Consider the following 25021-nt stretch of genomic DNA (forward strand, 5'->3'; position numbering starts at 1 on the left):
CATGAGTCGAAAAGGCCAGTGCTGGGACAACGCCCCGATGGAACGTTTTTTTGGCAGCTTGAAGTCCGAATGGGTGCCTGAGGGAGGTTATAGCTCTGAGTACGAGGCCCAGGTAGATATCAACCGATATGTGGCGCGATACAACAGCGTAAGGCGCCACAGCTACAACGGTTATCACTCACCGATAGCGGCGGAAAAGCTAGCAGCGTGAGAACCGAAAAGAATGTCCGAAATTACTGGACCAGTTCAGCTTGCTCGCGAATGCGATGTGTCAGTCGACATCTCTATTGACTGACCCAACGCTTTCGCGAGCAAGCCCGCTCCCACATTTACCGTGCCCACTCTGGATCGGGTTTAAGCTTGGTAGCTGATCCGCCCATCCACCAGTGTGTACCGCACATTCGCCGGCAAGCTATGGCCAATGAACGGGCAATTCTCGCCCTTGGACAGCCAGTGTTCCCCGGCAATCGTGGAACTGGCCGTATCAAACAGCACCAGGTCCGCTGCCGACCCCACCGCCAAATTGCCCGCCGGCAGGCGCAGTGCCTCGGCAGGGCCCGCACTGAGGCGTGCCAGCAGCGTCGGCAGGTCCAGCAAGCCATCCTCCACCAACGTCATTGCCAGTGGCAACAACAGCTCGACACTGCTGATGCCCGGCTCTGTCGCGCCGAATGGCGCCAGCTTGGCGTCCCGCTCGTGGGGCTGGTGATGGCTGGAAATCGCCGAAACCACCCCGGACTTCACCGCAGCCCGCAAACCGTCACGGTCAGCGCGGGTACGCAGGGGCGGCTGCACGTGATACAGGCTGGAGAAGTCGATCAGCGCCTCATCCGTCAAAATCAGCTGATACAACGCCACATCCGCCGTCACCGGCAAGCCGCGGGCTTGTGCCTGAGCAATCAGGGCCACGCCGCGAGCGCTGGTCAGTTGGCTGAAGTGCGCGCGTACGCCGCTTTGCTCCACCAACAGCAGGTCCCGGGCCAGGGCCACGGTCTCGGCGGTTTCCGGGATGCCCGGCAGGCCAAGGAAGCTTGCCGTGGCGCCTTCGTGGGCCAGGCCACCTTCGGCCAGGTCGCGGTCCTGGGAGTGGAAAATCACGGTCAGGTCGAAGGTCGCAGCATATTCCAGCGCGCGGCACAGGGTGCGGGTGCTGCGAAAGCTCTCCAGACCGTTGCCGAAGGCCACGCAGCCGGCGTCGCGCAAGGCGATCAGCTCGGCCAACTGTTCGCCGTCCAGGCCTTTGCTCAGGGCGCCGATGGGGAACACTTTGCAGTTGCCGGCTTCGCGGGCGCGGTCGAGGATCAGCTCGGTCACGGCCGAGGTGTCCAGCACCGGCTTGGTGTGGGGCGGGCAGCACAGGCTGGTGACGCCGCCGGCTGCGGCGGCGCGGGTTTCGCTGGCGATGCTGCCTTTGCGGCTGTAACCCGGTTCGCGCAGGGCGACGTTCAGGTCCACCAGCCCGGGCGCGGCGATCAGGCCTTTGGCGTCGATGGTTTCACTGGCGCTGAAGCCTGCGGGGGCGGCGCCGATGGCAATGATCTTGCCGGCTTCCAGGTGCAGATCGGTGACTTGATCCAGGCCGCTGGCCGGATCGATGACTCGGGCGCCGAGAATGCTGAGCTTCACTGGGCCTTCTCCTGCTCGAATTGACGTTGTGCGGTTTGCCCGCTCATGGCCATGGACAACACGGCCATGCGGACGGCGATGCCGTAGGTCACCTGGTTGAGAATCACCGACTGCGCGCCGTCGGCCACTGCCGACTCAATCTCCACGCCACGGTTGATCGGCCCCGGGTGCATCACGATGGCATCCGGCTTGGCGCCGGCCAGGCGCGCGGTGGTCAGGCCGAACAGGCGATAGAACTCGCCTTCGCTCGGCAACAGGCCGCCGGCCATGCGCTCGCGCTGCAGGCGCAGCATGATCACCACGTCCACATCCTTCAGGCCTTCGGCCATGTCGGTGTAGACCTTCACGCCGTACTGCTCGATGCCGATTGGCAACAGGGTTTTTGGCGCGATCACGCGGATGTCCGGGCAACCCAGGGCTTTCAGGGCCAGCATGTTCGAGCGCGCTACCCGTGAGTGCAGGATGTCGCCAACGATGGCCACCGAGAGGTTTTCGAAGCTGCCTTTGTGCCGACGGATGGTCAGCATGTCGAGCATGCCCTGGGTCGGGTGGGCGTGACGGCCGTCGCCGCCGTTGATGATCGCCACGTTCGGGCACACGTGCTCGGCGATGAAGTGCGCAGCACCGGAGTCGCCGTGGCGCACCACGAACATGTCGGCGGCCATGGCTTCCAGGTTGCGCAGGGTGTCGAGCAGGGTTTCGCCCTTGCTCGCCGACGAGGTGGACACGTTCAGCGTGATCACGTCAGCCGACAGGCGCTGGGCCGCCAGCTCAAAGGTGGTGCGGGTGCGGGTCGAGTTCTCGAAGAACACGTTGCAGATGGTCTTGCCGCGTAACAGCGGGACTTTTTTCACCGCCCGGCCGCCGACTTCGAGGAACGAGTCGGCCGTGTCGAGGATTTCGGTGAGCAGTTCGCGGGGCAAGCCGTCGAGGGACAGGAAGTGTTGCAGCTGGCCCTGAGCGTTGAGCTGCAGCGGGCGCTTGGCATCTAGAGGCGTCATCGCGGGGACTCTTTACAAGGCGGTTTAAAGGGCAAGGTCTTGCAGTTCGAGTTCGAGCGGCGTGGGACCGGACAATTTTACCCGCTGGTGGGCTTCCAGGGACAGGGTGGCGCCGACCACGTCCGGGCTGATCGGCAATTCGCCGGCATCCAGGTCCAGCAGGCAGACCAGCGTCACGCTGGCCGGGCGGCCGTAGTCGAACAATTCGTTCATGGCGGCGCGGATGGTACGACCGCTCATCAGCACGTCATCGATCAGCACCAGGTGCTGGCCTTCGATCTCGAACGGCAGGGCCGAAGGACGCACTTGCGGGTGCAGGCCGTTCTGGCTGAAGTCGTCACGGTAGAAAGACACGTCCAGGGTGCCCAGGGGCGAGTCGCTGCCCAGTTCTTCCAATAGTGCCTGGGCCACCCACACGCCACCGGTGCGGATGCCGATAAAGCGCGGCTCGCTGATAGCGCGGTGTTCCAGGTGCGCCTTGAGGCGGATCGCCATCTGGCTGATCAGGTCGGCGGGATTGGGCAGGCTCATGGTGGCTCCTTCAAGGCCTTGCGCAGGCAAGGTCCGGGCTCAAACGTAAAAGACACTGTAGGAGCGAGCTTGCTCGCGAAGAACTCACAGGCACCGCGTGCATCACTGGACGCGCGCGTAATCGTTGACGTTTTTCGCGAGCAAGCTCGCTCCTACAAAAAGCAATGCGGCAATTCAGGATTCAAATAAAGCGGTGTTTTCATCCAGCCAGCCCTGCAACAGCAAGGCCGCTGCGATGGCATCCACCGGGTTGTCGCGGTAGCTGCCTTTCTGCCCGCCACGGTCGCGGCGCTCGCCCTTGGCTTCAAAGGTGGTCAGGCGTTCGTCGTGGGTATAGAAGGGCAGGTTGTAGCGGCCATTCAGGCGGCGGGCGAATTTTTCGGCTCGCAGGCACATCTCGCTCGGGGTGCCGTCCATGTTCAAGGGCAGGCCGACCACGACGGCGTCGGGCTTCCATTCCTTGATCAGGGCTTCGACCTGGTTCCAGTCCGGCACGCCGTTCTGGGCTTTCAAGGTGCACAGCTCGCGGGCCTGGCCGGTGATGACCTGGCCGACCGCTACGCCGATCTGCTTGGTGCCGTAGTCAAAGCCGAGGATCAGACGCAAGGCCATCAGGCGTGCCCCGCCTGGCTGGTCAACAGGCTGAGGTTGATCCGCAGCTTGGCGGCGGCGGCTTCAAGGCGCAGTTCGCTGGGGGTGTTGAACAGGATGTCGGCGTCAAACGGGCACGTCAGCCAGGCATTGCTCGCCAGCTCGGCCTCCAGTTGCCCGGCTTCCCAACCGGCGTAGCCCAGGGTGATCACGCTTTGATCAGGCCCGATGCCATCGGCGATGGCGAACAACACATCCTGGGAAGTGGAAAGCGACAGTCCTTCAAGGTCGACGGTCGCCTGGAATTTCGGCCCGGTAGGGTGCAGCACAAAACCCCGGTCAGTCTGCACTGGCCCGCCGATGTAGATCGGTACGTGCTGGCAGTTGGCGGGCGGGTCGATGTCCGGGCGCAGTTGCTCGAGGATATCGGCCAGGTTCAGGTCTTGCGGGCGGTTGACCACCAGCCCCATCGCACCATTGGCGGTGTGCTCGACGATGTAGGTCAAGGTCTGCGCAAAGTTCGGGTCGGCCATATGGGGCATGGCGATCAGGAATTGGTGCTTGAGGTAGGTCGGGCTGACATTTTTCATGTCCGCTAGTGTGGCGTTGGAGGGGCGAACTGACAAGCTGAGGATGCGCAGGAATTGGTTTGGCGTGTTGATTCTTTGTAGGAGCGAGCTTGCTCGCGAAAAACCGGAGAGCGCCGGGTTAAACCAGAAAGCCCGCGTTATCGTTAACGACCTTCGCGAGCAAGCTCGCTCCTACAGAGAGCAGGGGCGGTTAGTTACTGGACAGTCGATCACCTTTGGCAAAGCGCCAGGTGCGTATGATTTCCAGGCGGTCGATGTCGTTCAAGTCCCCGGTAAACGGCGCAAAAGGCGCTGCCAGGCGCACGATGCGTTGCGCCGCCTGGTCCAGCAGCGGTTGGCCGGAGGACTCCAGCACCTGCACTTCGTACAAGGTGCCGTCGCGGTTGATCGACACCAGCAGTCGCAAATTGCCGTAGATCTGCTGGCGGCGGGCTTCGTCCGGGTAGTTCAGGTTACCGATGCGCTCGACCTTCTTGCGCCACTCATCCTTATACCAGGCGCCTTTGTCGCGCATGGTGGAGGCGGCGTTGAGGCGGTAGATCCGCGGGCGCTTGGCGTACAGCTGTTGTTCATGGGCCAGCTCGGCTTCCAGGCTGGAGATTTCACTGGAGAGTTGCGAGCTGTCAAACGTCGGGGCCGGCGGGGCAGGCGTGGGTTCAGTCTTGGTCTTTTCCCGTTGGGTGGGCGCTTTTTGCGGTTTGGGCGCCACGGTGGTCACGGCGGCCTTGGGTGCAGCCTGTTTCACCTCCGGCTTGGGCGCTGGCGGTGGCGTGACCTTATTGACCTTATTGTCCTGGAACGGTGCCACTTCGGTGGTCTTGGGCACGGCCTTCTTGTCGAGGGTGCCGCTGCCTTGCTGGTTGTCCTGGGCGAGAAAATCAGCCTTCTCGGGCTTCTTTTCGCTTTTGAAGGTGGCGAGGGTGATTTCCAGGGTCTTGGTGATCTGCTTGGGTTCGGCAAAGGTGAAGCCCAGGCCGAGGATCAACGCCAGGTGAATCAACGCCGCGAGAAACAGGGTAAATCCGAGCCGATCAGCCGGGCGCACGCCGCTGTGGGAGAGTTCGGGGGGCAGATCGGACGGGAGCGTCATGACAAGAAAACCAACATCGCGCGTTTCACAGGTGGCGCATGATAACGCAATGTTGGTTTGTGTCCGGCTGTTCTATGTCACTTGGCTTGTAGCTTGGAGGCAATCGCGGCCATCAGCATTTCGCCGATGTTCGTGCCAAATGCATTGTCGATCTCGCGAATACAGGTCGGACTGGTGACGTTGATCTCGGTGAGGTTTTCGCCGATTACGTCTAGTCCTACAAACAGCAGGCCCTTTTCACGCAGGGTTGGGCCGACTTGGGCGGCAATCCAGCGGTCCTTGTCCGTCAGCGGGCGGGCTTCACCCCGGCCACCGGCTGCCAGGTTGCCACGGGTCTCGCCGGCCGCCGGAATACGCGCCAGGCAATAAGGCACCGGCTCGCCATCGATCATCAGGATGCGCTTGTCGCCGTCCTTGATTGCCGGAATGTAGGCTTGGCCCATGATCTGCTGGGTGCCCAGTGCGGTCAGGGTTTCCAGGATCACCGACAGGTTCGGGTCGCCCGCGCGATGGCGGAAGATCGAAGTGCCGCCCATGCCGTCCAGCGGCTTGAGGATCACATCACCGTGCTTGGCGGCGAATTCACGCAGCACGTCGGCGCGGCGGCTGACCACGGTGGGCGGCGTGCATTGTGGGAACAGGGTGGCGAACAGCTTTTCATTGCAGTCGCGCAGGCTCTGGGGCTTGTTGACGATCAGCACGCCCGCGCGCTCGGCCTGCTCCAGCAGGTAGGTGGAGTAGACGAACTCCATGTCGAACGGCGGATCCTTGCGCATCAGGATTACGTCGAGGTCGCTCAGGGGGCTGTCGATTTCGTCTTGCAGTTCGAACCACTTCTCAGGGTTGGCAAACACCTGCAGCGGGCGCATCCGCGCCCGCGCTTCACCGTCGCCCTGGTAAAGGTCCGGCTGCTCCATATAGAACAGGCTCCAGCCGCGGGCCTGGGCGGCCAGCAGCATGGCCAGCGAGCTATCCTTTTTATAGGAGATGCTGGCGATAGGGTCCATGACAATGCCGACGCGAACGCTCATGGGGGATTTCCTCTAGCAAATAAGGGCGCATAAAAGTGGCGTCAGAGTGGCGCTGCGGCTGTTGTGGGTCAAGGAAAAACCACCGCGCGGGTCGGCCGATAGATTGCGTTCTGAGACTGTGCTAAAAAGGCTGCCATGGCACATCAGCCCTTGAATTCCGAGGCTTTTGACGCTCGTCCTGTGCAACATCAGGCAGTACACACCGAAAACCTATTCGCTGTGGCGATGGTAGAGCAGATATGGAACAGCATTCCAACGCCTTGAAAGTGATGGTGATCGACGATTCGAAAACGATTCGCCGCACGGCCGAAACACTGTTGAAGAACGTAGGGTGCGACGTCATCACGGCCATCGACGGTTTCGATGCCCTGGCCAAGATTGTTGACCATCACCCGCACATTATCTTTGTCGACATCATGATGCCGCGCCTGGATGGCTATCAGACCTGCGCGCTGGTGAAGAACAACCCGGCGTTCAAGTCGATCCCGGTGATCATGTTGTCTTCCAAGGATGGTCTGTTCGACAAGGCCAAGGGGCGCATCGTCGGTTCTGATCAGTTTTTGACCAAACCTTTCAGCAAGGAAGAACTGCTGAGCGCGATCAAGGCCTATGTACCGGGCTTCGCCGCAGTAGAACAAGCACACTGACGAGGGCCCCACGAGGGCTTGCGTCTACTAGATAAGTGGGGAAAACCATGGCACGTGTTCTGATCGTCGACGATTCGCCGACTGAAATGTACAAACTGACTGAAATGCTCGAAAAGCATGGTCATGAAGTCCTCAAGGCCCAGAACGGCGGCGACGGCGTCGCGCTGGCGCGCCAGGAAAAGCCTGACGCGGTATTGATGGACATCGTCATGCCCGGCCTCAATGGCTTCCAGGCCACCCGGCAGTTGACCAAAGACCCTGAAACCGGGCACATCCCGGTGATCATCATCACCACCAAGGATCAGGAAACCGACAAGATCTGGGGCGAGCGCCAGGGCGCCAAGGATTACCTGACCAAGCCTGTGGACGAAGAAACCCTGATCGCCACCCTGAACAAGGTGCTGGCCGGCTGACGGCACGTTCCCATGACCGAGTCGCAAACCGCCTTCGAGCTGCTGCTGGACATCGACCGCCGCTGCCGCTTGCTGGCTGCCGACCTGCCGTCCCAGGAAACCCGGCTGCACAGCTGGAGCGGGATCGGGTTTCGCCTGGGCGAACACTGGTACGTGGCACCCATGGGCGAGGTCGCAGAAGTGCTGCACGAACCGCGCTGCACCTTGATGCCCGGGGTCAAAACGTGGGTCAAGGGCGTGGCCAACCTGCGCGGGCGCTTGCTGCCGGTGATGGATTTGGGCGGGTTCCTCGGCCTTGAGCTGTCGGTGGCGCGCAAACAGCGGCGGGTGCTGGTGGTGGAATATCAGGACGTGTTTGTCGGCCTGTTGGTGGACGAGGTGGTGGGCATGCAGCATTTCGCACAAGACGCATTGTCGACGAGCACTGCGGCCAGCGCGCCGTTTATCCAGGGCCAGTTCGACGGCGACCAGCTGTGGCAGGTCTTCAGCACTTTCGCCCTGGCCCTGGCTCCAGGCTTCATGGATGTCGCCGCATGAGTACCGTCACTCCCGTCAAACCCCAGGAGGCTTCCCGCAGCCGCTCGCAGATCATCGTGCTGTTTATCGCGCTGATCGTGTTCATCATGCTGCTGTTCGCCAACTTCGCTTACCTCAACACCCAGTCCACCTACGACAAGCAGTACATCGGCCACGCCGGTGAGCTGCGGGTGCTGTCCCAACGCATCGCCAAGAACGCCACCGAGGCCGCCGCCGGCAAGGCGGCTGCGTTCAAACTGCTGGGGGATGCGCGCAACGATTTTGCCCAGCGCTGGGGTTACCTGAAAAAAGGCGACCCGGCCACCGGCCTGCCCGCGGCACCTACCGCCGTTCGCGCAGAAATGCGCGCGGTGCAGACCGACTGGGAAGCGCTGCTGAAAAACGCCGATGCGATTCTGGCCAGCGAACAGACGGTGTTGTCGCTGCATCAAGTGGCTGCCACCTTGGCGGAAACGGTGCCGCAGTTGCAGGTCGAATCGGAAAAGGTCGTCGATATCCTCCTGCAACGCGGCGCGCCGGCCAGCCAGGTGGCTTTGGCCCAGCGCCAGTCGTTGCTGGCTGAGCGCATCCTCGGTGCGGTGAACACCGTGCTGGCGGGCGACGAAACCGCGGTGCAGGCCGCCGATGCCTTTGGCCGCGATGCCAACCGTTTCGGCCAGGTGCTCAACGGCATGCTTCAGGGCAACCCTGGGCTGCGTATCTCTCAGGTAGAAGATCACGATGCGCGGGCGCGGCTGGCGGAAATCGCCGAGCTGTTCGAATTCGTCTCCGGCTCCGTGGACGAAATCCTCGAGACCTCGCCGCAACTGTTCCAGGTGCGCGCCTCTGCGAGCAATATTTTCAACCTGTCGCAAACCCTGCTGGACGAAGCCTCGCACCTGGCCACCGGTTTTGAAAACCTGGCCGACGGGCGCACCTTCGACACCATCGGCGGCTACGTGCTGGGCTTGCTGGCGCTGGCCTCGATCATCCTGATCGGCCTGGTGATGGTCCGCGAGACCAACCGCCAATTGCGGGAAACCGCCGAGAAAAACGAGCGCAACCAGAACGCGATCATGCGTCTGCTGGATGAGATTGAAGACCTGGCCGACGGCGACCTGACCGTCACCGCCTCGGTCACCGAAGACTTCACCGGCACCATCGCCGACTCCATCAACTATTCCGTGGACCAGCTGCGCGACCTGGTGGCGACCATCAACCTCACCGCGGGCCAGGTGGCTGGCGCAGTGCAGGACACCCAGGCCACCGCCATGCACCTGGCCCAAGCGTCGGAGCATCAGGCGCAGCAGATTGCCGAAGCCTCCACGGCGATCAACCAGATGGCCCAGTCCATCGACCAGGTGTCTGCCAACGCCGCCGAATCTTCGGCAGTGGCCGAGCGTTCGGTAGAGATCGCCAACAAGGGCAATGAGGTGGTGCACAACACCATCCACGGGATGGACAACATCCGCGAACAGATCCAGGACACCGCCAAGCGCATCAAGCGCCTGGGGGAATCGTCCCAGGAGATTGGCGACATCGTCAGCCTGATCGACGACATCGCCGAGCAGACCAACATCCTCGCCCTCAACGCGGCGATCCAGGCGAGCATGGCCGGTGACGCCGGGCGTGGTTTTGCGGTGGTGGCCGATGAAGTACAGCGCCTGGCCGAGCGTTCTTCGGCGGCAACGCGGCAGATCGAAACCCTGGTGCGGGCGATCCAGACGGACACCAACGAAGCGGTGATTTCCATGGAGCAGACCACCACCGAAGTGGTGCGCGGTGCGCGGCTGGCCCAGGACGCCGGCGTGGCGCTGGAAGAGATCGAAGGTGTGTCGAAAACCCTGGCGGCGTTGATCCAGAGTATTTCCAACGCGGCGCAGCAGCAGACGTCGTCGGCAGGGCAGATATCGTTGACGATGAACGTGATTCAGCAGATCACCACTCAAACTTCCTCTGGCTCCACGGCCACTGCCGAGAGCATCGGCAACCTGGCAAAAATGGCCAGTCAGCTGCGGCGGTCGGTGTCGGGGTTCACCTTGCCGCCAGCCCCGTAGGAGCGAGCTTGCTCGCGAAAAACCCGAGAGCGCCGCGTTCATTCAGAATGCCCGCGTCATCGTTAGCGCTCTTCGCGAGCAAGCTCGCTCCTACAGGGCGTTATGTTCAAGCAACACGGCAACTCATGAATTCAGACGGGAGCAGTTATGGTTGATCGGCACGACTACGTGGCCCTCGAATGGGTCAAGGGCGAAATTGCCGAAACCCTGAAACAGGCCCGTTCGGCGCTGGACGCCTATGTAGAAGAAGGCAGCAGCGAAGCCATCGGCCAATGCCTGGAATGCATCCATCAGGTCCATGGCAGTTTGCTGATGGTCGAGTTCTACGGCGCAGCCCTGTTCGCCGAAGAAATGGAGCAACTGGCCCTCGCCCTGCAAGGCGCGCGCGTCAGCCAGCGCGACGAAGGTATTCGCCTGCTGCAACAGGGCCTCGGCCAACTGCCGCTGTACCTCGACCGCGTACACAGCGCCCGACGCGACCTGCCCTTGGTGGTGTTGCCGCTGCTCAACGACCTGCGCAGCGTACGCGGCGAAAGCCTGCTCTCGGAAACCAGTCTGTTCAGCCCGCAACTGCTGATTATCCCGCCACTGCCCGAGGAGGCGCTGGCCCAGCGCACGCCGGAGGATTTCCCCGGGCTGCTGCGTCAGTGGCGGCAGATGCTGCAACAGGCGCTGGTCGGTTTGTTGCGCGAAGACCACGGCCCCAGCAACCTGGAAGACATGGCACGGGTTTTCGCCCGCCTCGAAGCCCTGTGCCATGGTGCGCCGCTGTTACCGTTGTGGCAGGTGACCTCGGCGCTGGTGGAAGGCATGCTCATTGGCGTGGTCGCCAACAGCCCGGCGTTGCGCAGTTTGCTCAAAGCCTGCGACAAGGAACTCAAGCGCCTGCTGATCCAGGGCATCAACGGCATCAACACCCCGGCCCCGGATGAGTTGCTCAAGAGCCTGTTGTTCTACGTCGCCAAAGTCACCCGACCGACTCCACGGATGCAAAGTTTGAAAGAACGTTATGGCCTCGATGAAGCCCTGCCCGACAGCGCCGTGGTGGACGCCGAACGCGCCCGCTTGGCCGGCCCGGACCGCGACGCGATGGGCTCGGTGCTCGGCGCGTTGTGTGAGGAGCTGGTGCGGGTCAAGGAACGCCTGGACCTGTTCGTACGCAGTGACCGCCAGCACGCCTCGGACCTTGAAGCCTTGCTGGCGCCCTTGCGCCAGATCGCCGATACCCTGGCGGTATTGGGTTTCGGCCAGCCGCGCAAAGTGATCATCGACCAATTGGCGGTGGTGCTCGGCCTGGCCCAAGGGCAGCGCGAGCCCAACGACGCGGTATTGATGGATGTCGCCGGTGCGTTGCTCTACGTCGAGGCGACGCTGGCCGGGATGGTCGGCACCGTCGAGCCGGAACGCCGCGAAGAAAGCCGCCTGCCCACCACCGACCTCACGCAGATCCACCACCTGGTGATCCGCGAATCCTGCCAGTGCCTGACCCAGGCCAAAGAGCTGGTGATCGACTGCATCGAAGCCCATTGGGACCGCCAGCGTCTGGAGTCACTGCCCGAGTTGCTGACCCAGGTGCGCGGTGCGCTGGCGATGATTCCGCTGCCGCGTGCGGCGAGCCTGATGCGTGGCTGCAATGACTACGTCAACGAGCAACTGATGGTCAGTGAGGCCGCGCCTTCCGAGGCGCAGCTCGAGCATTTTGCCGATGTGCTCACCAGTCTCGAGTACTATCTCGAACGCATGCTGCAGGACCACGACGCCCCGGGCGAACGGGTGCTGGAAGTCGCCGCCGAAGGCCTCGCTGCACTGGGCTATTTGCCGGCCGAGAAGCCGTGGCGCCAGGCGCTGCTCGCCCAGGATGACACGCCGGCGGAACAAACCCCGTTTCTCGCGGATGCGCTGGCCAGCCCCACCTCGCGCCTCAACCCGCCGGCCCTCCAGCGCCCTGGCAGCCTGCTGCCACCGCCTGCCGGCGAGGAGCCCATCGACGACGAACTGCGGGAAGTGTTCCTCGAAGAAACCGCCGAAGTCCTCGACGTGCTGCACCGCTACGTACCTACCGGCACCGCGAGCCTGGAAGACAAGGCCACCCTGAGCGAAATGCGCCGCGCCTTCCACACCTTGAAAGGCAGTGGTCGCATGGTCCGCGCGTTGGTGTTGGCGGAGCTGGCCTGGGCGGTGGAAAACCTGCTCAACCGCATACTGGAACGCAGCGTTGCGCCGTGCCCTGATGTGCAAGCGGTGCTGGATGACGTGCTGGAATTGCTGCCTGAGCTGATCACCGATTTCGCCGACGATGCCCAGCGCCAGCGCGACGACGTAGACGAACTGGCGGCGCGGGCTCACGCCCTGGCCAGCGGTGTCGAACCGTCGGCCACAGACCCGGCCACCCTGGACCCGCAGTTGCTGGAGATCTTCCGCAACGAAGCCCAGAGCCACCTCGACAGCCTCAACCATTTCCTGCAACAGGCCACCGAGCACCTGCCGCTGCAAGTCAGCGATGAACTGCAACGCGCACTGCACACCCTCAAGGGCAGCGCCTACATGGCCGGCGTGTTGCCCATCGCCGAACTGGCGCGACCGCTGGATCACCTGACCCGCGAATACAAGGCCCATCGCCTGCCGCTGGACCTGGATGAAATTGAATTGCTGCTGGAGGCCGAGGCGCTGTTCCAGCGCGGGGTGCGCCAGCTGGACAGCGATCCCCATGCGCCCATCACCGGTGCGGCAGGGTTGATCGAACGCACACAGAACTTGCTGAACAGCCAGCTTGAAGCCTTGCTGAATGCGCCCAACACCGGCCTGCGGATCAAGCGCGACCCGCAGTTGATTGCCAACTTCCTGGCCCAGGGCATGGATATCCTGCTGGACGCCGAAAGCTTGCTGCGCCGCTGGCAACAACATCCCGGCGAGCGGCAGGAACTGAGTGCACTGCTGGACGAGCTGACCACCCTCGGCGAAGGCGCGCACCTGGCCGACCTGCACTCGATGGATGAGTTGTGCGAAGCCTTGCTCGACCTCTACGGCGCGGTGGAAGAAAGCAGCCTGGCGGTCAGCGAGCGCTTCTTCCACGAGGCTGAACAGGCCCACGAAGCGCTGATCAACATGCTCGACCAACTGGCTGCCGGCCAGGAAATCAGCGCGGCTCCGGCACGGGTTCGAGCCCTGCGCGAGCTGTTGGATGAAGGCCTCGACCCGTCCGCCACCGGCTTGATCAAAACCGATGGCAGCCGTGCGCTGAGCATTTCCGAACTGGGCGCCGCCACGGCGAAGTTGGACCAAGGTTTTGCGGTAGACGATGAGATCGTCGAGATCTTCCTTGAAGAGGCGGTAGACATCCTCGACAGCGCCGGCCAGTCCCTGAAACGCTGGCTGTTGGACCCGGATAACGCAGCACCGCTGTCGTCGCTGCAACGGGATTTGCACACCCTCAAAGGTGGTGCACGCATGGCTGAAATCGGCGCGGTGGGCGACCTGGCCCTTGAGTTGGAAAACCTTTACGAAGGCTTGGTGGACCGTCGCTACAGCTATTCCAGCGAGTTGGCGAACGTGTTGATGGCCAGTCATGAGCGACTGGCACTGCTGCTTGAGCAACTGCAACACCAGCAGCCGCTGAGCGACTCCACCGACCTGATCAGCCACTTGCGTGAGTTGCGCCAAGGCACCGTACAAGCGGCGCCCGCAGCCGCCGCCGAAGTCGAGACACCAGGCAGTGATCCCGAGCTGCTGGATATCTTTCTCGAAGAAGCCGCCGACATCCTCGACAGCTCCGGCGCCGCGCTGTTGCGCTGGCAGGCCGAGCCAAAAAATCGCCAGGAAGTCGAGACACTGCTGCGCGACCTGCACACCCTCAAGGGCGGCGCCCGCATGGTCGAGATCGGCCCGATTGGCGATCTGGCCCATGAGCTGGAGTTTCTCTACGAGGGCTTGTCGGCAGGGTTGCTGGCGCCCTCGGCTGAACTCTTCGCGTTGCTGCAAGGCTGCCACGACCGCCTGGCGCAGATGATCGATGCAGTGGCGGCGGGAATGCCGGTGGGCTCGGTGGATCTGCTGATCGAGCGGATCAAAAGCCTGGTGCATCCGGCTGAAGTGACGGCCGCACCGGTGGCGTTGGCGGCCACCAAAACCGAAGCGGTGCCGGCCAGCGATCCGGCCGCCGACATGGTGAAGATCTCTGCCGACTTGCTGGATGACCTGGTCAACCTGGCCGGTGAAACCTCGATCTTTCGCGGGCGTATCGAGCAACAGGTCAACGACGCGAGCATCGCCCTGCACGAAGTGGAAACCACCATCGAGCGCATGCGCGACCAACTGCGCCGGCTCGACACCGAAACCCAGGGCCGCATTCTCAGCCGCCAACAAGCTGAGGCCGAACGCCTGGGCTACGAAGAATTCGACCCGCTGGAAATGGACCGCCATTCCCAACTGCAACAACTGTCCCGGGCCTTGTTCGAGTCAGCCTCCGACCTGCTCGACCTCAAGGAAACCCTCGAGCGTCGCAACCAGGATGCCCACAACCTTTTGCAGCAACAGGCGCGGATCAACACCGAGTTGCAAGAAGGCCTGATGCGCACGCGCATGGTGCCCTTCGAACGCATGCTGCCGCGCCTTAAACGCATCGTGCGGCAGGTGGCGGGCGAGTTGGGCAAGGATGTGGAATTTATCGTCGGTAACGCCGAAGGCGAGATGGACCGCAACGTGCTGGAACGCATGGTCGCGCCGCTGGAACACATGCTGCGCAACGCCGTCGACCATGGCCTGGAATCCCGCGATGCGCGGTTGCTGGCGGGCAAGCCTGAAAAAGGCCGGATCACCCTGGACCTGACCCACGAAGGCGGCGACATCGTTTTCGACATGCGCGACGACGGCGCCGGCGTGCCGCTTGAAGCGGTTCGGCGCAAGGCGATCAAGCGTGGTTTGCTCGATCCCAACCTGGAAATCAGCGACCGCGACGTGTTGCAGTTCATCCTGCAACCGGGGTTTTCCACCGCCGAAAAAATCACTCAGATTTCCGGGCGTGGCGTCGGCATGGACGTGGTGCATGAAGAAGTGCGCCAGCTGGGCGGTTCGATGGTTATCGATTCGACGCCGGGGGAGGGCGTGCACTTTCGCATTCGCCTGCCGTTCACCGTGTCGGTCAACCAGGCGTTGATGGTGCAGTGCGCGGACGATCAATACGCGATCCCGCTGAACACCATCGAAGGCCTGGTGCGGGTTATGCCCCATGAGCTGGAAGGGCACTATCAACTGAATCCGCCGCGTTACGAATACGCCGGCCAGCGCTACGAGCTGTTCTACCTTGGCGACCTGCTGCACACCGTTGGCCGCCCGAACCTGCTCGGCCAATACCAGCCGCTGCCGGTGTTGCTGGTGCAGTGCAACGAGCGGCGCGTGGCGGTGCAGGTAGATGCCATGGCCGGCACCCGGGAGATCGTGGTCAAGGGCCTGGGGCCGCAATTTGCCGGGGTGAAGGGCCTGTCGGGCGCAACCATCCTCGGCGATGGCCGCGTGGTACTGATCATCGACCTGCTGGCGCATATCCGCGCGCGGCCACCGGCCTTGCCGGCCCAGGCGGTCGAGGCGCCCTTGATCCTCAACGACCCCCTGAAAAAGCGCCCGTTGCTGGTGCTGGTGGTGGACGACTCGGTCACCGTGCGCAAAGTCACCAGCCGCCTGCTGGAACGCAACGGCATGAACGTGCTCACCGCCAAGGACGGCATCGACGCCATGGCCGTGCTGGAAGAACACACCCCGGACCTGATGCTGCTCGACATCGAAATGCCGCGCATGGACGGCTTCGAAGTGGCGATCCAGGTGCGCGACGACCCACGGCTGATGCGCATGCCCATCATCATGATCACCTCCCGCACCGGGCAAAAACACCGTGATCGTGCGATGGCGATTGGCGTCAACGACTACCTCGGCAAGCCTTATCAAGAGTCGGTGTTGCTGGAAAGCATCGCTTATTGGAGCAAGTCCCGTGCTTGATCACCGCGCTACGCAACTCACTGGCTTGCTGCTGCCATTGGCCGACCGCCACCTGTTATTGCCCAACGTCGCCGTGGCCGAGCTGATCGACTTCCAGCGCGGCGAACCGGCCAGCGACGCGCCGCCGTGGTACCTGCGGCAAGTCACATGGCGGGATCGGCAGTTGCCGTTGATCAGCTTTGAAGCGGCGTGTGGCGAGTCGGGCGTGGTGGGAGAGCGCGCACGGATTGTGGTGCTGAACGCCCTTGGAGGACGGCCGACGTTGAAGTTTATCGCGTTGGTGATCCAGGGAATTCCGCGTTCGTACAAGCTCGATAGCCAGCTGAGTTATGTGGACGTACCGCTGTGCCCGCTGGAACTGGCGGCGGTGCAGGTGGGGGAGCATGTGGCCAGGGTGCCGGATTTGATGGGGTTGGAGGCGTTGTTGGTGGAGGCGGGGTTGGCCTGATCTACACATTTTCTATAAGCAATAACATACGCTCAACTGCGCACGAAAGCCTGAAGCGGGCCGTAGTCATTTATGTCGGCGGCACGCAGTGCATGGATATATAACGTGCGTACTTCACTGGCTGCTATCAGGTTCGCGCTTCCCCAAGAGAACGGAGCGAGCCCGTGCTGCCTCAGGAGGCAGTCGGCCATAAGGCGTGAGTGTCGTCCGTTTCCATTGGGGAATGGGTGCAACGACACGAGTTGGTGGTGGAAGCGCACAGCCACCTCTTCGGCAGGGAACACGTCGTGCTCCAGCCAGTAGGTCGTGTTATCGAGTAACTGGCGCAGGTTGACTGAGATTTTTGTCCAGTCGCAGCCAATATTTTTGTCGGACTTGCGAAACGTCCCGGCCCAGATCCAGGTATCGCTGAACATTTTGATGTGAAGTTGACGGCAGAAGTGTTCGTCCAGGACGTCCAACTTTTTTTGCCGCCCAAGCCAGCGTATGGCCTTGATGATGTTTGCCGCTTCCCATTCATCAAGTTCACCTTGAGTACCGATGTGCTTTGGCTTCAGGCCTGCGGCTTCATCAAGGTCTAACGGTGTTTGCCCAGGTTTGAGTTCAAGTTCTATCGCCATAGTCGAGCCCACGATCCGGAGAGCAGTTCTTTGCGTCGATCGTCCACTTGGCTTTCGATGAACGTATCTGAAGGCCGCTGATCTTCAAGGCTCATTGTGTGGGTGACCCCCATAATCTCTTGTCTGGCCAGCCACTCGGCGCGGGCTTCAACCGTCTGGTGCAGTGGTTTTCGCGGCACCAGGGCGTAAACGAGCTCGCAGTCCAAACCCGCCGCCAGCTTGCGTAATTGCGCGAGTGTGATCCGATCTTCGGCTTCGGCCCGTTCCGACTGTTGCAAGGTTGCGAAGGCCACGCCAACCAAGGCTGCTTGAGCCCTTAACGATCGACCCAGTGCTTCCCTGATGGAGCGCAGCCAGCCGCCCGGCGGCGTGGGCTTGCCCCGCAGTGCTTCAAAGGGTTCGAGTGCCCGCTCCACTTGGGTAAGGCGCAATTTAAAGAGATCGGAAGAGGCCATGAGATGCCACCTTTTTTAGCCTGGAAATATTCGTATCCAGCTTATTGTATGCCCTTAAGCATACGTTTTAATATTAATTGATAGGTTATGACCATACATAATTATCTACTATGTATGCTCAAATGCGATCAATAATAGAAATCTAGTATGGCTATAGGCAATCGGTATGGATGAGTTCCTGTGATCCTTGTATTGAGCGAGGTAAGCCCGCTCACTACAACTCCGCTTGGTCGTTGGCGCTTTGCATTCGGCCGCTTTCAGCGGCTATACGATTTGGAAATGAAGGCTAGATGGGACGATTCCGAGCAACAACCCGAAAAGTTCGTAGGAACAATCGGCGCGTGTTTGCCTTCGGATTTTTCCTGCAACCTCTCGCGCTGTGCATGAACTTGTTGTGCTCTGTGATCGCGCCTAGTCTTCGTCCGTCATCGCAAAAAACGGTGACACGGACGTGCAAGTCCGGTTACATATCGGCGCACTAACGCCCATAGCCATTCAACGGGCGTTTTTTATGCCTGCTGTATTTCTTATGGCGGCCGTGCGTGGGAGATCCCTTGGGGTCTGCCGGGGTCCGATATGCCCGGTCTTGCACACCTGCGCACAGCTGCCACCATAATTCGCGTGCAAGCGGACGGTGTCAGCTTCCCTAATACATATCGGAGCTGCACATCATGTTCAAACCTACCCCCAATCCGCCGCACAACACCGAAATCGAACACCGCAAACTCCAGGCCGCCGCCGAGCGTGCAATGGATCATTACTTTCCGACTTCCGCTTCATCTTCACTCTTTACCGTCACTCCCTCTCAATCCACCGAAGCCCTGCTGGCCAACGCTTCTGAAACCTTTGCCTCACTCAACGCCCTGACTTCCAACCTGGCCTTCGAATTGGAAGGCTCCCAGCGCGGCGTGGTGCTGGCCATTCAGCAGATGAGTGAGCTGGGGCAGTTGCTGGTTGATCAGGCTCTGGAGCAGGTGAGCCCAGCGGCTATGTGACGAAGTGAGATCAGTCCCAAAAAGGGACTGATCGTTCCCATTTTGGGACTTCTGCACGCGTTCTCACGAACAGCGGTGAGCAAATGCGGGAGCGGGCTTGCTCGCGAATACGGTGCGTCAGTACCCGATTTATCAACTGACCCACCGTATTCGCGAGCAAGCCCGCTCCCACATTTGAACGGCGCTTAGCTCGAGCCTCAGCGTTTGCTGGCGAACCATTACTCCAGTCGTAACGATCCACCGCGCAGCTTGATTGATGCCCTCCCAATACCCTCCTAAGGTACAGCCCACGACAGCAAATCCCGTGGAGCGACCATGACAACAACAACTTCCCCCGACTCGCGCTGGACGCGGCGGCGCGATGAGAAGCAGCGCCGGCTCGCACTGGTGCGATCCTTCGCCGATGGCGCCGTGCTCCCCAGCGAACGCATCGTCGAAGCCCTGGAAGCCCTGATCCTCCCTGGCGACCGTGTGGTGCTGGAAGGCAACAACCAGAAGCAGGCCGATTTTCTCTCCCGCTCCCTGGCAAAGACCGACCCCGCCAAGCTCCACGACCTGCACATGATCATGCCCAGTGTCGGCCGCTCCGAGCACCTGGACCTGTTTGAAAAGGGCATCGCCCGCAAGCTGGATTTCTCCTTCGCCGGCACCCAATCCCTGCGCATCAGCCAGTTGCTGGAAGACGGCCTGCTGGAGATCGGCGCGATCCACACCTACATCGAACTCTACGCGCGGCTGGTGGTGGACCTGATTCCCAACGTCGTGCTCTCCGCCGGTTTCATGGCCGACCGCGCCGGCAATATCTACACCGGCCCCAGCACCGAAGACACACCCGCGCTGATCGAGCCGGCCGCCTTCAGCGATGGCATCGTCATCGTCCAGGTCAACCAACTGGTGGATGACGTCACCGACCTGCCGCGCGTTGATATTCCGGCAAGCTGGGTCGATTTCGTGGTGGTCGCCGACAAGCCTTTCTACATCGAACCGCTGTTCACCCGCGACCCACGGCACATCAAGCCCGTGCATGTGTTGATGGCGATGATGGCGATCCGTGGCATTTACGAGAAACACAACGTTCAGTCCCTGAACCACGGTATCGGTTTCAACACCGCGGCCATCGAATTGATCCTGCCAACCTACGGTGAATCCCTGGGCCTGAAGGGCAAGATCTGCCGCAACTGGACTCTCAACCCTCACCCGACTTTGATCCCGGCTATCGAAAGCGGCTGGGTGGAAAGCGTGCATTGCTTCGGCACCGAACTGGGTATGGAGAACTACATCGCCGCCCGGCCGGATGTGTTCTTCACCGGCCGCGACGGCTCGCTGCGTTCCAACCGGATGTTCTGCCAACTGGCCGGCCAATACGCGGTGGATCTGTTTATCGGCGCCACCTTGCAGGTCGATGGGGACGGCCACTCCTCCACCGTCACCCGTGGCCGCCTTGCTGGTTTTGGTGGTGCGCCGAACATGGGCCATGACCCACGCGGTCGCCGCCACGGCACACCCGCCTGGCTCGACATGCGCCATGACGACGCCCCGGAAGCCTTGCTCGAACGTGGCAAAAAACTCGTGGTGCAAATGGTCGAGACCTTCCAGGAAGGCGGCAAACCGACCTTCGTCGAAACCCTCGATGCGGTGGAAGTGGCGCGCAAAAGCGGCATGCCCCTGGCGCCGATCATGATCTACGGCGACGACGTCACTCACCTGCTCACCGAAGAAGGCATCGCCTACCTGTACAAGGCCCGCTCCCTGGAAGAGCGCCAGGCGATGATCGCTGCCGTGGCCGGCGTGACCGCCATCGGCATGCGCCACAACCCCAAGGACACCGCGCGCATGCGCCGCGAAGGCCTGATCGCGCTGCCCGAAGACCTCGGCATCCGCCGCACCGATGCCACCCGCGAGTTGCTGGCCGCCAAGAGCGTGGCCGATCTGGTGGAGTGGTCCGGTGGCTTGTACAACCCGCCCGCCAAGTTCAGGAGCTGGTAAATGCACGCACTCAAACTGCACGACCTGACACTGGCCGAACGCCTGGCCGACATGGCCGTCGACGCCTTGATTGATGAAGCCGACCTGTCGCCGAAACCGGCCTTGGTGGACCGTCGCGGCAACGGCGCCCATACCGATTTGCACCTCGGCTTGATGCACGCCTCGGCGCTGTCGTTGTGGCCGGCGTTCAAGGAAATGGCCGAGGCCGCTATCGAATTTGGCGAAGTGGGTTTGCCCTTGCGCGAAGCCCTCGGGCGCATCGGTCGCGAAGGCGAACAGGCGATGCTTGTCACTACCAGCGGCGTGAATACCCATCGCGGCGCGATCTGGGCGCTCGGCCTATTAGTCGTCGCCGCCGCACTGCAGCCCGAATCCTGCACGGCCAACGCAGTGACGTTGCGCGCTGCCCGCCTGGCCTTGCTCAACGACCGCTATGCACCTCAACCGCTGAGCCACGGTGCTCAGGTCGCACAACGCTACGGCGCTCGCGGTGCCCGTGAAGAAGCGCAACTGGGCTTCCCATCCGTACTGCAACGCGGCCTGCCACAGCTGAAAAAAAGCCGCCTGCAACAACACGGCGAACAGAACGCTCGCCTCGATGCCTTGCTGGCGATCATGACGGACCTGGCCGACACCTGCGTGCTCTACCGCGCCGGCCCTGAAGGCTTGCAGGCCATGCAACAAGGCGCCCAAGCGGTGCTGGACGCCGGCGGCAGTGCGAGCCTCGCCGGCCGCCGCCAACTGCACGAGCTGGACCAGCAACTGCTGGCGCTGAATGCCTCCCCCGGTGGCGCCGCCGACCTGTTGGCCGCCTGCCTGTTTATCGACCGCCTCGACGGAGCGCTGTGATGGAAACCTTATCCTTTGAATTCCCCGCCGGTCAGCCTGCCAAAGGCCGCGCGCTGGTGGGTTGCGTCGGCTCGGGCGACCTGGAAGTGCTGCTGGAACCGGGCACCGCCGGCACCCTGACGATCCAGGTACAGACTTCGGTCAATGGTGCCCAGCTACGTTGGCAGCACCTGTTTGAACGGATCTTCCAGGAGCAGACGCCCCCCGCACTGAACATCGATATCCACGACTTTGGCGCCACACCCGGCGTGGTGCGTTTGCGCCTGGAACAGGGCTTCGAGGAGATCGGTCATGACTGACTTGCTCAACAAACACAGCTTCGTCGAACTCGGCGCCCGGCAGCGGGCCAAGGCCTTGCTCGATGCGGGCAGCTATCGCGAACTGATCGATCCGTTCCAGCGCGTCATGTCGCCATGGCTGAGTCGCCAGGGCGTGGTGCCTCAGGCAGATGACGGCGTGGTGATTGCCAAGGGCAGCATCGCCGGCTTGCCGGTGGTCATCGCCGCTATTGAAGGCAATTTCCAGGGCGGCAGCCTCGGTGAAGTCGGTGGCGCGAAGATGGCCGGCGCACTGGAACTGGCCGCTGAAGACAACCGCAACGGCATCCCGACTCGCGCCGTCCTGCTGCTGGAAACCGGCGGCGTGCGCTTGCAGGAAGCCAACCTGGGCCTGGCCGCGATTGCCGATATCCACGCGGCGATTGTCGACCTGCGCCAGTACCAGCCGGTAATCGGCGTGGTGGCGGGCAGCGTCGGTTGCTTTGGCGGTATGTCTATCGCGGCAGGCCTGTGCAGTTATCTGCTGGTGACCCGCGAGGCGCGCCTTGGCCTCAACGGCCCGCAGGTGATCGAGCAGGAAGCCGGGCTTGAGGAATACGACTCCCGCGACCGGCCCTTCATCTGGAGCCTGACGGGCGGTGAGCAACGCTTTAACAGCGGCTTGGCCGACCGGTATGTGGCCGACGACGTGGCGCAGATTCAGCAGCAAATCACCGAACTGCTGCAACAAGGCTTGCCGGAAAAACAGCGTAGCCGCCAGGTCGAACACTATCTGGAACGCCTGGCTGCACTGAACGCCGAACCGCAAATCGACCCGGCGACGGTTCGCGATCTGTATCAGGGAGAACGCTCATGAGAGGCTTGCAGTGGTTCAACGCATTGAGCGGCGATGCAACGCCGGTAAGCGGTTTGCCGAACTCGCTGAAAGTCGCCGACGGTGTGCTCGGTGATCAGCCGGTGCGCTTTATCGCGGTGGTCACCGATGCACAAAACCGCTTTCCCCGCGCTCGCAACGGTGAGGTCGGTTTGCTGGAAGGCTGGGGCTTGGCCAAGGCGGTTGATGAAGCGATCGACACCGGCGACAAGCGTCCGCTGATTGCCATCGTCGATGTGCCGAGCCAGGCTTATGGTCGTCGCGAAGAGGCCCTGGGCATCCATCAAGCCCTGGCCGCCGCTGCCGACAGCTACGCTCGCGCCCGGTTGGCCGGTCACCCGGTGATCGCGCTGCTGGTGGGCAAGGCGATGTCCGGCGCCTTCCTCGCCCATGGTTACCAGGCCAACCGCCTGATTGCCCTGCGCGATCCTGGCGTGATGGTGCATGCCATGGGCAAAGCCTCGGCGGCGCGGGTCACCCTGCGCAGTGTCGAAGAGCTGGAAGCCCTGGCCGCCAGCGTGCCGCCGATGGCCTATGACATCGACAGCTATGCGAGCCTTGGCTTGCTCTGGGAGACCTTGTCGGTCAGCCAAATTGAGCAACCCACTGCCGAAGATATTGCGCGGGTCAGCGATTGCCTGCTGCATGCGATTAAGGACGTGCGAGCGAGCGGCTGTGACCTGAGCGGTCGCCTGGGCGCCACCAATCGTGCGGCCTCCAGCCATGTGCGCCAACTGCTGCGGGAGCAATGGTGAACGCCCACGACTTGCTCTGGGGCATGACCCCGGTGCATGCCCCCGCTGATGCGCCGGCCTGGGTGCTGGATGCATTGGTCGCTGGGCATCCGGTGGTGGTGCGGCGTGCCATCGCGCCGCTGGGCTATGTGCCGGTGGGTGTGCGTGGCCGCTTGCGCGAGCAACGTTTTGCCGCCGTGATGCCGATCGCGGCCGTGCGGCGATGCGTGGTGCCGGAAGACTTGCGCGGTGTGATCTCTCCACGGGATTTACCGGCGTTGCAGGCACTCGCTCAGTTGCGACCGGTACTGGCGGGAGAGCGTTGGGGCGTCACCGGCAGTGCGGGTTTCGAGTTGGCCAGCGGCATCGAAGCGCTGCATGCCAAGAGCGATCTGGATTTGATTCTGCGCACGCCCGAGCGGCTTGATCGCGGCGATGCCGAGGACTTGCTGGCGATACTTGATACAGCGGTGTGCGCTGTAGACCTGCAACTGCAAACGCCGTTTGGTGCCGTCGCCTTGCGCGAATGGGCCGGTGGTTCACGTCGCGTGCTGCTGAAAAATGCCGGTGGCGCGCAGTTGGTGATCGACCCGTGGCAGGCGGTTGCATGAGCAGCCTCCTGGCCTTTCCGGGGCAGGGCGCCCAGCGTCCCGGCATGCTCCAGCAGCTGCCGCGCGCGGTGCTGGACGAAGCCAGTGCTGCCTTGAATGAAGACGTGCTGAAACTCGACTCTGCCGAAGCACTGGCCTCCACCCGCGCCGTGCAGCTATGCCTGTTGATTGCCGGCGTGGCCAGTGCGCGCTTGCTGGAACACAGCCCCGATTACGTAGCCGGCCTATCCATCGGCGCCTATCCGGCGGCCGTTATTGCCGGCTCCCTGGAGTTTGCCGATGCGCTGAAACTCGTCAGCCTGCGCGGCGAACTGATGCAACAAGCGTATCCCCACGGCTACGGCATGACTGCGCTTATCGGCCCGGACCTGTCGACTGTCGAAGCCTTACTCGCCCAGGTCAACAGCCCCCAGACCCCGGTGTACCTGGCCAATATCAATGCCGACAACCAGACGGTTATCGCGGGCAGCGACGAAGCAATGAAAGCAGTGGCCAACCTGGTCCGCGGCAACGGCGTCGCCAAACGCCTGGCTGTCAGCGTGCCGTCCCATTGCGTGCTGCTGGAAAAGTCCGCCGAAACACTGGCTCAAGCCTTCGCTGAAGTGACACTCAAACCGCCGAGCATCACTTACCTGAGCAGCACCCGCGCCCGGCCAATTCACAACACCGAACACATGCGCGACGACCTCGCCTTCAACATGTGCCGCATCGTCGACTGGCGCGGCACTGTGCAAAGCGCCTTTGAGCGTGGCGTGCGCCTGCATCTCGAACTGCCGCCCGGCGCCGTGCTCACGGGCCTCGCGCGCCGGGTGTTCGAGCAAGGCACCGTCATCGCCTTCGAAGGCGCCCGTCTGGACACCTTGCAGGCCTTGCTGCGAGAGGAGGGAAACCATCACCGATAGAGCTCCACCAAGGCTGATGCTGGTCGGTTAATAGATAGAGCGGGTCACCAATGACCTGTGGCGAGGGAGCTTGCTCCCGTTGGAGTGCGCAGCGCTCCGAGGATTTCAGGGCCGCTACGCAGCCTAACGGGAGCAAGCTCCCTCGCCACAGGTACGGTATTCATCTTTATCGGATCGGCATTGCCGCC

Annotated in this window: 24 protein-coding genes; 15 read left to right on the forward strand and 9 right to left on the reverse strand. The window is 62.3% G+C overall.

What is annotated here, in order from left to right; translation table 11 throughout:
- On the forward strand, positions 1 to 211 hold a 211-nt coding region (locus tag AU074_RS29650; protein ID WP_143503746.1), incomplete at its 5' end, for an integrase core domain-containing protein.
- Positions 212 to 354: 143 nt separating this feature from the next.
- Here the strand turns inward: AU074_RS29650 and AU074_RS29655 are convergent.
- From AU074_RS29655 to gshB, 7 genes are all read right to left on the reverse strand, one after another.
- On the reverse strand, positions 355 to 1626 hold the full coding sequence (locus AU074_RS29655) for a dihydroorotase (protein WP_076017741.1): 1272 nt from the start codon (positions 1624 to 1626) through the stop codon (positions 355 to 357).
- Positions 1623 to 2627 (reverse strand): aspartate carbamoyltransferase catalytic subunit, encoded by a 1005-nt coding sequence (locus AU074_RS29660; protein ID WP_076017742.1) that lies wholly within the window; start codon positions 2625 to 2627, stop codon positions 1623 to 1625. Before AU074_RS29660 ends, AU074_RS29655 begins: the two co-directional genes overlap by 4 nt.
- Before the next feature lie 24 nt (positions 2628 to 2651).
- Entirely contained in the window at positions 2652 to 3158 is a 507-nt protein-coding gene (gene pyrR, locus AU074_RS29665) for a bifunctional pyr operon transcriptional regulator/uracil phosphoribosyltransferase PyrR (protein ID WP_003213746.1), read from the reverse strand.
- A 174-nt stretch (positions 3159 to 3332) separates the two neighbouring features.
- On the reverse strand, positions 3333 to 3770 hold the full coding sequence (gene ruvX / locus AU074_RS29670) for a Holliday junction resolvase RuvX (protein WP_003213744.1): 438 nt from the start codon (positions 3768 to 3770) through the stop codon (positions 3333 to 3335).
- Complete coding sequence (locus AU074_RS29675) at positions 3770 to 4339, reverse strand: YqgE/AlgH family protein (protein WP_063026519.1); 570 nt, start codon at positions 4337 to 4339, stop codon at positions 3770 to 3772. The genes ruvX and AU074_RS29675 overlap by 1 nt, the downstream gene beginning before the upstream one ends.
- Before the next feature lie 190 nt (positions 4340 to 4529).
- A complete protein-coding gene (locus AU074_RS29680; protein ID WP_076017743.1) occupies positions 4530 to 5429 on the reverse strand; it encodes an energy transducer TonB in 900 nt (299 codons plus the stop codon).
- A 77-nt stretch (positions 5430 to 5506) separates the two neighbouring features.
- Positions 5507 to 6460: a glutathione synthase gene (gene gshB / locus AU074_RS29685; protein WP_010167673.1), complete on the reverse strand. Its 954-nt coding sequence runs from the start codon at positions 6458 to 6460 to the stop codon at positions 5507 to 5509.
- A gap of 239 nt (positions 6461 to 6699) precedes the next feature.
- On the opposite strand from gshB, the gene pilG reads away from it, so the two are divergent.
- The 6 genes from pilG to AU074_RS29715 all read left to right on the forward strand — a co-directional run bounded on the left by pilG (position 6700) and on the right by AU074_RS29715 (position 16529).
- Positions 6700 to 7107, forward strand: coding sequence for a twitching motility response regulator PilG (gene pilG / locus AU074_RS29690; RefSeq protein WP_003213736.1), 408 nt, complete (start codon positions 6700 to 6702; stop codon positions 7105 to 7107).
- A 47-nt stretch (positions 7108 to 7154) separates the two neighbouring features.
- Entirely contained in the window at positions 7155 to 7520 is a 366-nt protein-coding gene (gene pilH / locus AU074_RS29695; protein ID WP_017476512.1) for a twitching motility response regulator PilH, read from the forward strand.
- Between the two features lie 12 nt (positions 7521 to 7532).
- A complete protein-coding gene (locus AU074_RS29700; RefSeq protein ID WP_076017744.1) occupies positions 7533 to 8057 on the forward strand; it encodes a chemotaxis protein CheW in 525 nt (174 codons plus the stop codon).
- A complete protein-coding gene (locus AU074_RS29705; protein WP_076017745.1) occupies positions 8054 to 10093 on the forward strand; it encodes a methyl-accepting chemotaxis protein in 2040 nt (679 codons plus the stop codon). The genes AU074_RS29700 and AU074_RS29705 overlap by 4 nt, the downstream gene beginning before the upstream one ends.
- A gap of 147 nt (positions 10094 to 10240) precedes the next feature.
- Positions 10241 to 16081: an Hpt domain-containing protein gene (locus tag AU074_RS29710; RefSeq protein ID WP_076017746.1), complete on the forward strand. Its 5841-nt coding sequence runs from the start codon at positions 10241 to 10243 to the stop codon at positions 16079 to 16081.
- Positions 16074 to 16529, forward strand: coding sequence for a chemotaxis protein CheW (locus AU074_RS29715; RefSeq protein WP_010167660.1), 456 nt, complete (start codon positions 16074 to 16076; stop codon positions 16527 to 16529). Before AU074_RS29710 ends, AU074_RS29715 begins: the two co-directional genes overlap by 8 nt.
- 32 nt (positions 16530 to 16561) lie before the next feature.
- On the opposite strand, the gene AU074_RS29720 is transcribed toward AU074_RS29715, so the two are convergent.
- Together AU074_RS29720 and AU074_RS29725 are read right to left on the reverse strand one after the other, a co-directional pair.
- The gene (locus AU074_RS29720; RefSeq protein ID WP_076017747.1) at positions 16562 to 17149 is read right to left on the reverse strand and encodes a mobile mystery protein B; all 588 of its coding nucleotides are present in this window, start codon (positions 17147 to 17149) and stop codon (positions 16562 to 16564) included.
- A complete protein-coding gene (locus AU074_RS29725) occupies positions 17140 to 17604 on the reverse strand; it encodes a mobile mystery protein A (RefSeq protein WP_076017748.1) in 465 nt (154 codons plus the stop codon). Before AU074_RS29725 ends, AU074_RS29720 begins: the two co-directional genes overlap by 10 nt.
- A 671-nt stretch (positions 17605 to 18275) precedes the next feature.
- Between AU074_RS29725 and AU074_RS29730 the strand changes: the two genes are divergently transcribed.
- The 8 genes from AU074_RS29730 to mdcH all read left to right on the forward strand — a co-directional run bounded on the left by AU074_RS29730 (position 18276) and on the right by mdcH (position 24833).
- The gene (locus AU074_RS29730) at positions 18276 to 18599 is read left to right on the forward strand and encodes a DUF6124 family protein (RefSeq protein ID WP_008434138.1); all 324 of its coding nucleotides are present in this window, start codon (positions 18276 to 18278) and stop codon (positions 18597 to 18599) included.
- Positions 18600 to 18914: 315 nt separating this feature from the next.
- A complete protein-coding gene (gene mdcA / locus AU074_RS29735) occupies positions 18915 to 20585 on the forward strand; it encodes a malonate decarboxylase subunit alpha (protein ID WP_076017749.1) in 1671 nt (556 codons plus the stop codon).
- Positions 20586 to 21434, forward strand: a complete 849-nt coding sequence (locus AU074_RS29740) for a triphosphoribosyl-dephospho-CoA synthase (protein WP_076017750.1) — start codon at positions 20586 to 20588, stop codon at positions 21432 to 21434. It abuts the gene before it with no gap.
- Positions 21434 to 21733, forward strand: coding sequence for a malonate decarboxylase subunit delta (locus AU074_RS29745; protein WP_003216806.1), 300 nt, complete (start codon positions 21434 to 21436; stop codon positions 21731 to 21733). The genes AU074_RS29740 and AU074_RS29745 overlap by 1 nt, the downstream gene beginning before the upstream one ends.
- Positions 21726 to 22568, forward strand: coding sequence for a biotin-independent malonate decarboxylase subunit beta (locus tag AU074_RS29750; RefSeq protein ID WP_076017751.1), 843 nt, complete (start codon positions 21726 to 21728; stop codon positions 22566 to 22568). The genes AU074_RS29745 and AU074_RS29750 overlap by 8 nt, the downstream gene beginning before the upstream one ends.
- A complete protein-coding gene (gene mdcE, locus AU074_RS29755; protein ID WP_076017752.1) occupies positions 22565 to 23341 on the forward strand; it encodes a biotin-independent malonate decarboxylase subunit gamma in 777 nt (258 codons plus the stop codon). Before AU074_RS29750 ends, mdcE begins: the two co-directional genes overlap by 4 nt.
- The gene (locus tag AU074_RS29760) at positions 23335 to 23931 is read left to right on the forward strand and encodes a malonate decarboxylase holo-ACP synthase (RefSeq protein WP_076017753.1); all 597 of its coding nucleotides are present in this window, start codon (positions 23335 to 23337) and stop codon (positions 23929 to 23931) included. Before mdcE ends, AU074_RS29760 begins: the two co-directional genes overlap by 7 nt.
- Positions 23928 to 24833: a malonate decarboxylase subunit epsilon gene (mdcH, locus tag AU074_RS29765; protein WP_076017754.1), complete on the forward strand. Its 906-nt coding sequence runs from the start codon at positions 23928 to 23930 to the stop codon at positions 24831 to 24833. The genes AU074_RS29760 and mdcH overlap by 4 nt, the downstream gene beginning before the upstream one ends.
- The last annotated feature ends 188 nt before the right edge of the window (positions 24834 to 25021 follow it).

Source organism: Pseudomonas sp. ATCC PTA-122608, from assembly GCF_001952855.1.
Lineage (GTDB): Bacteria > Pseudomonadota > Gammaproteobacteria > Pseudomonadales > Pseudomonadaceae > Aquipseudomonas.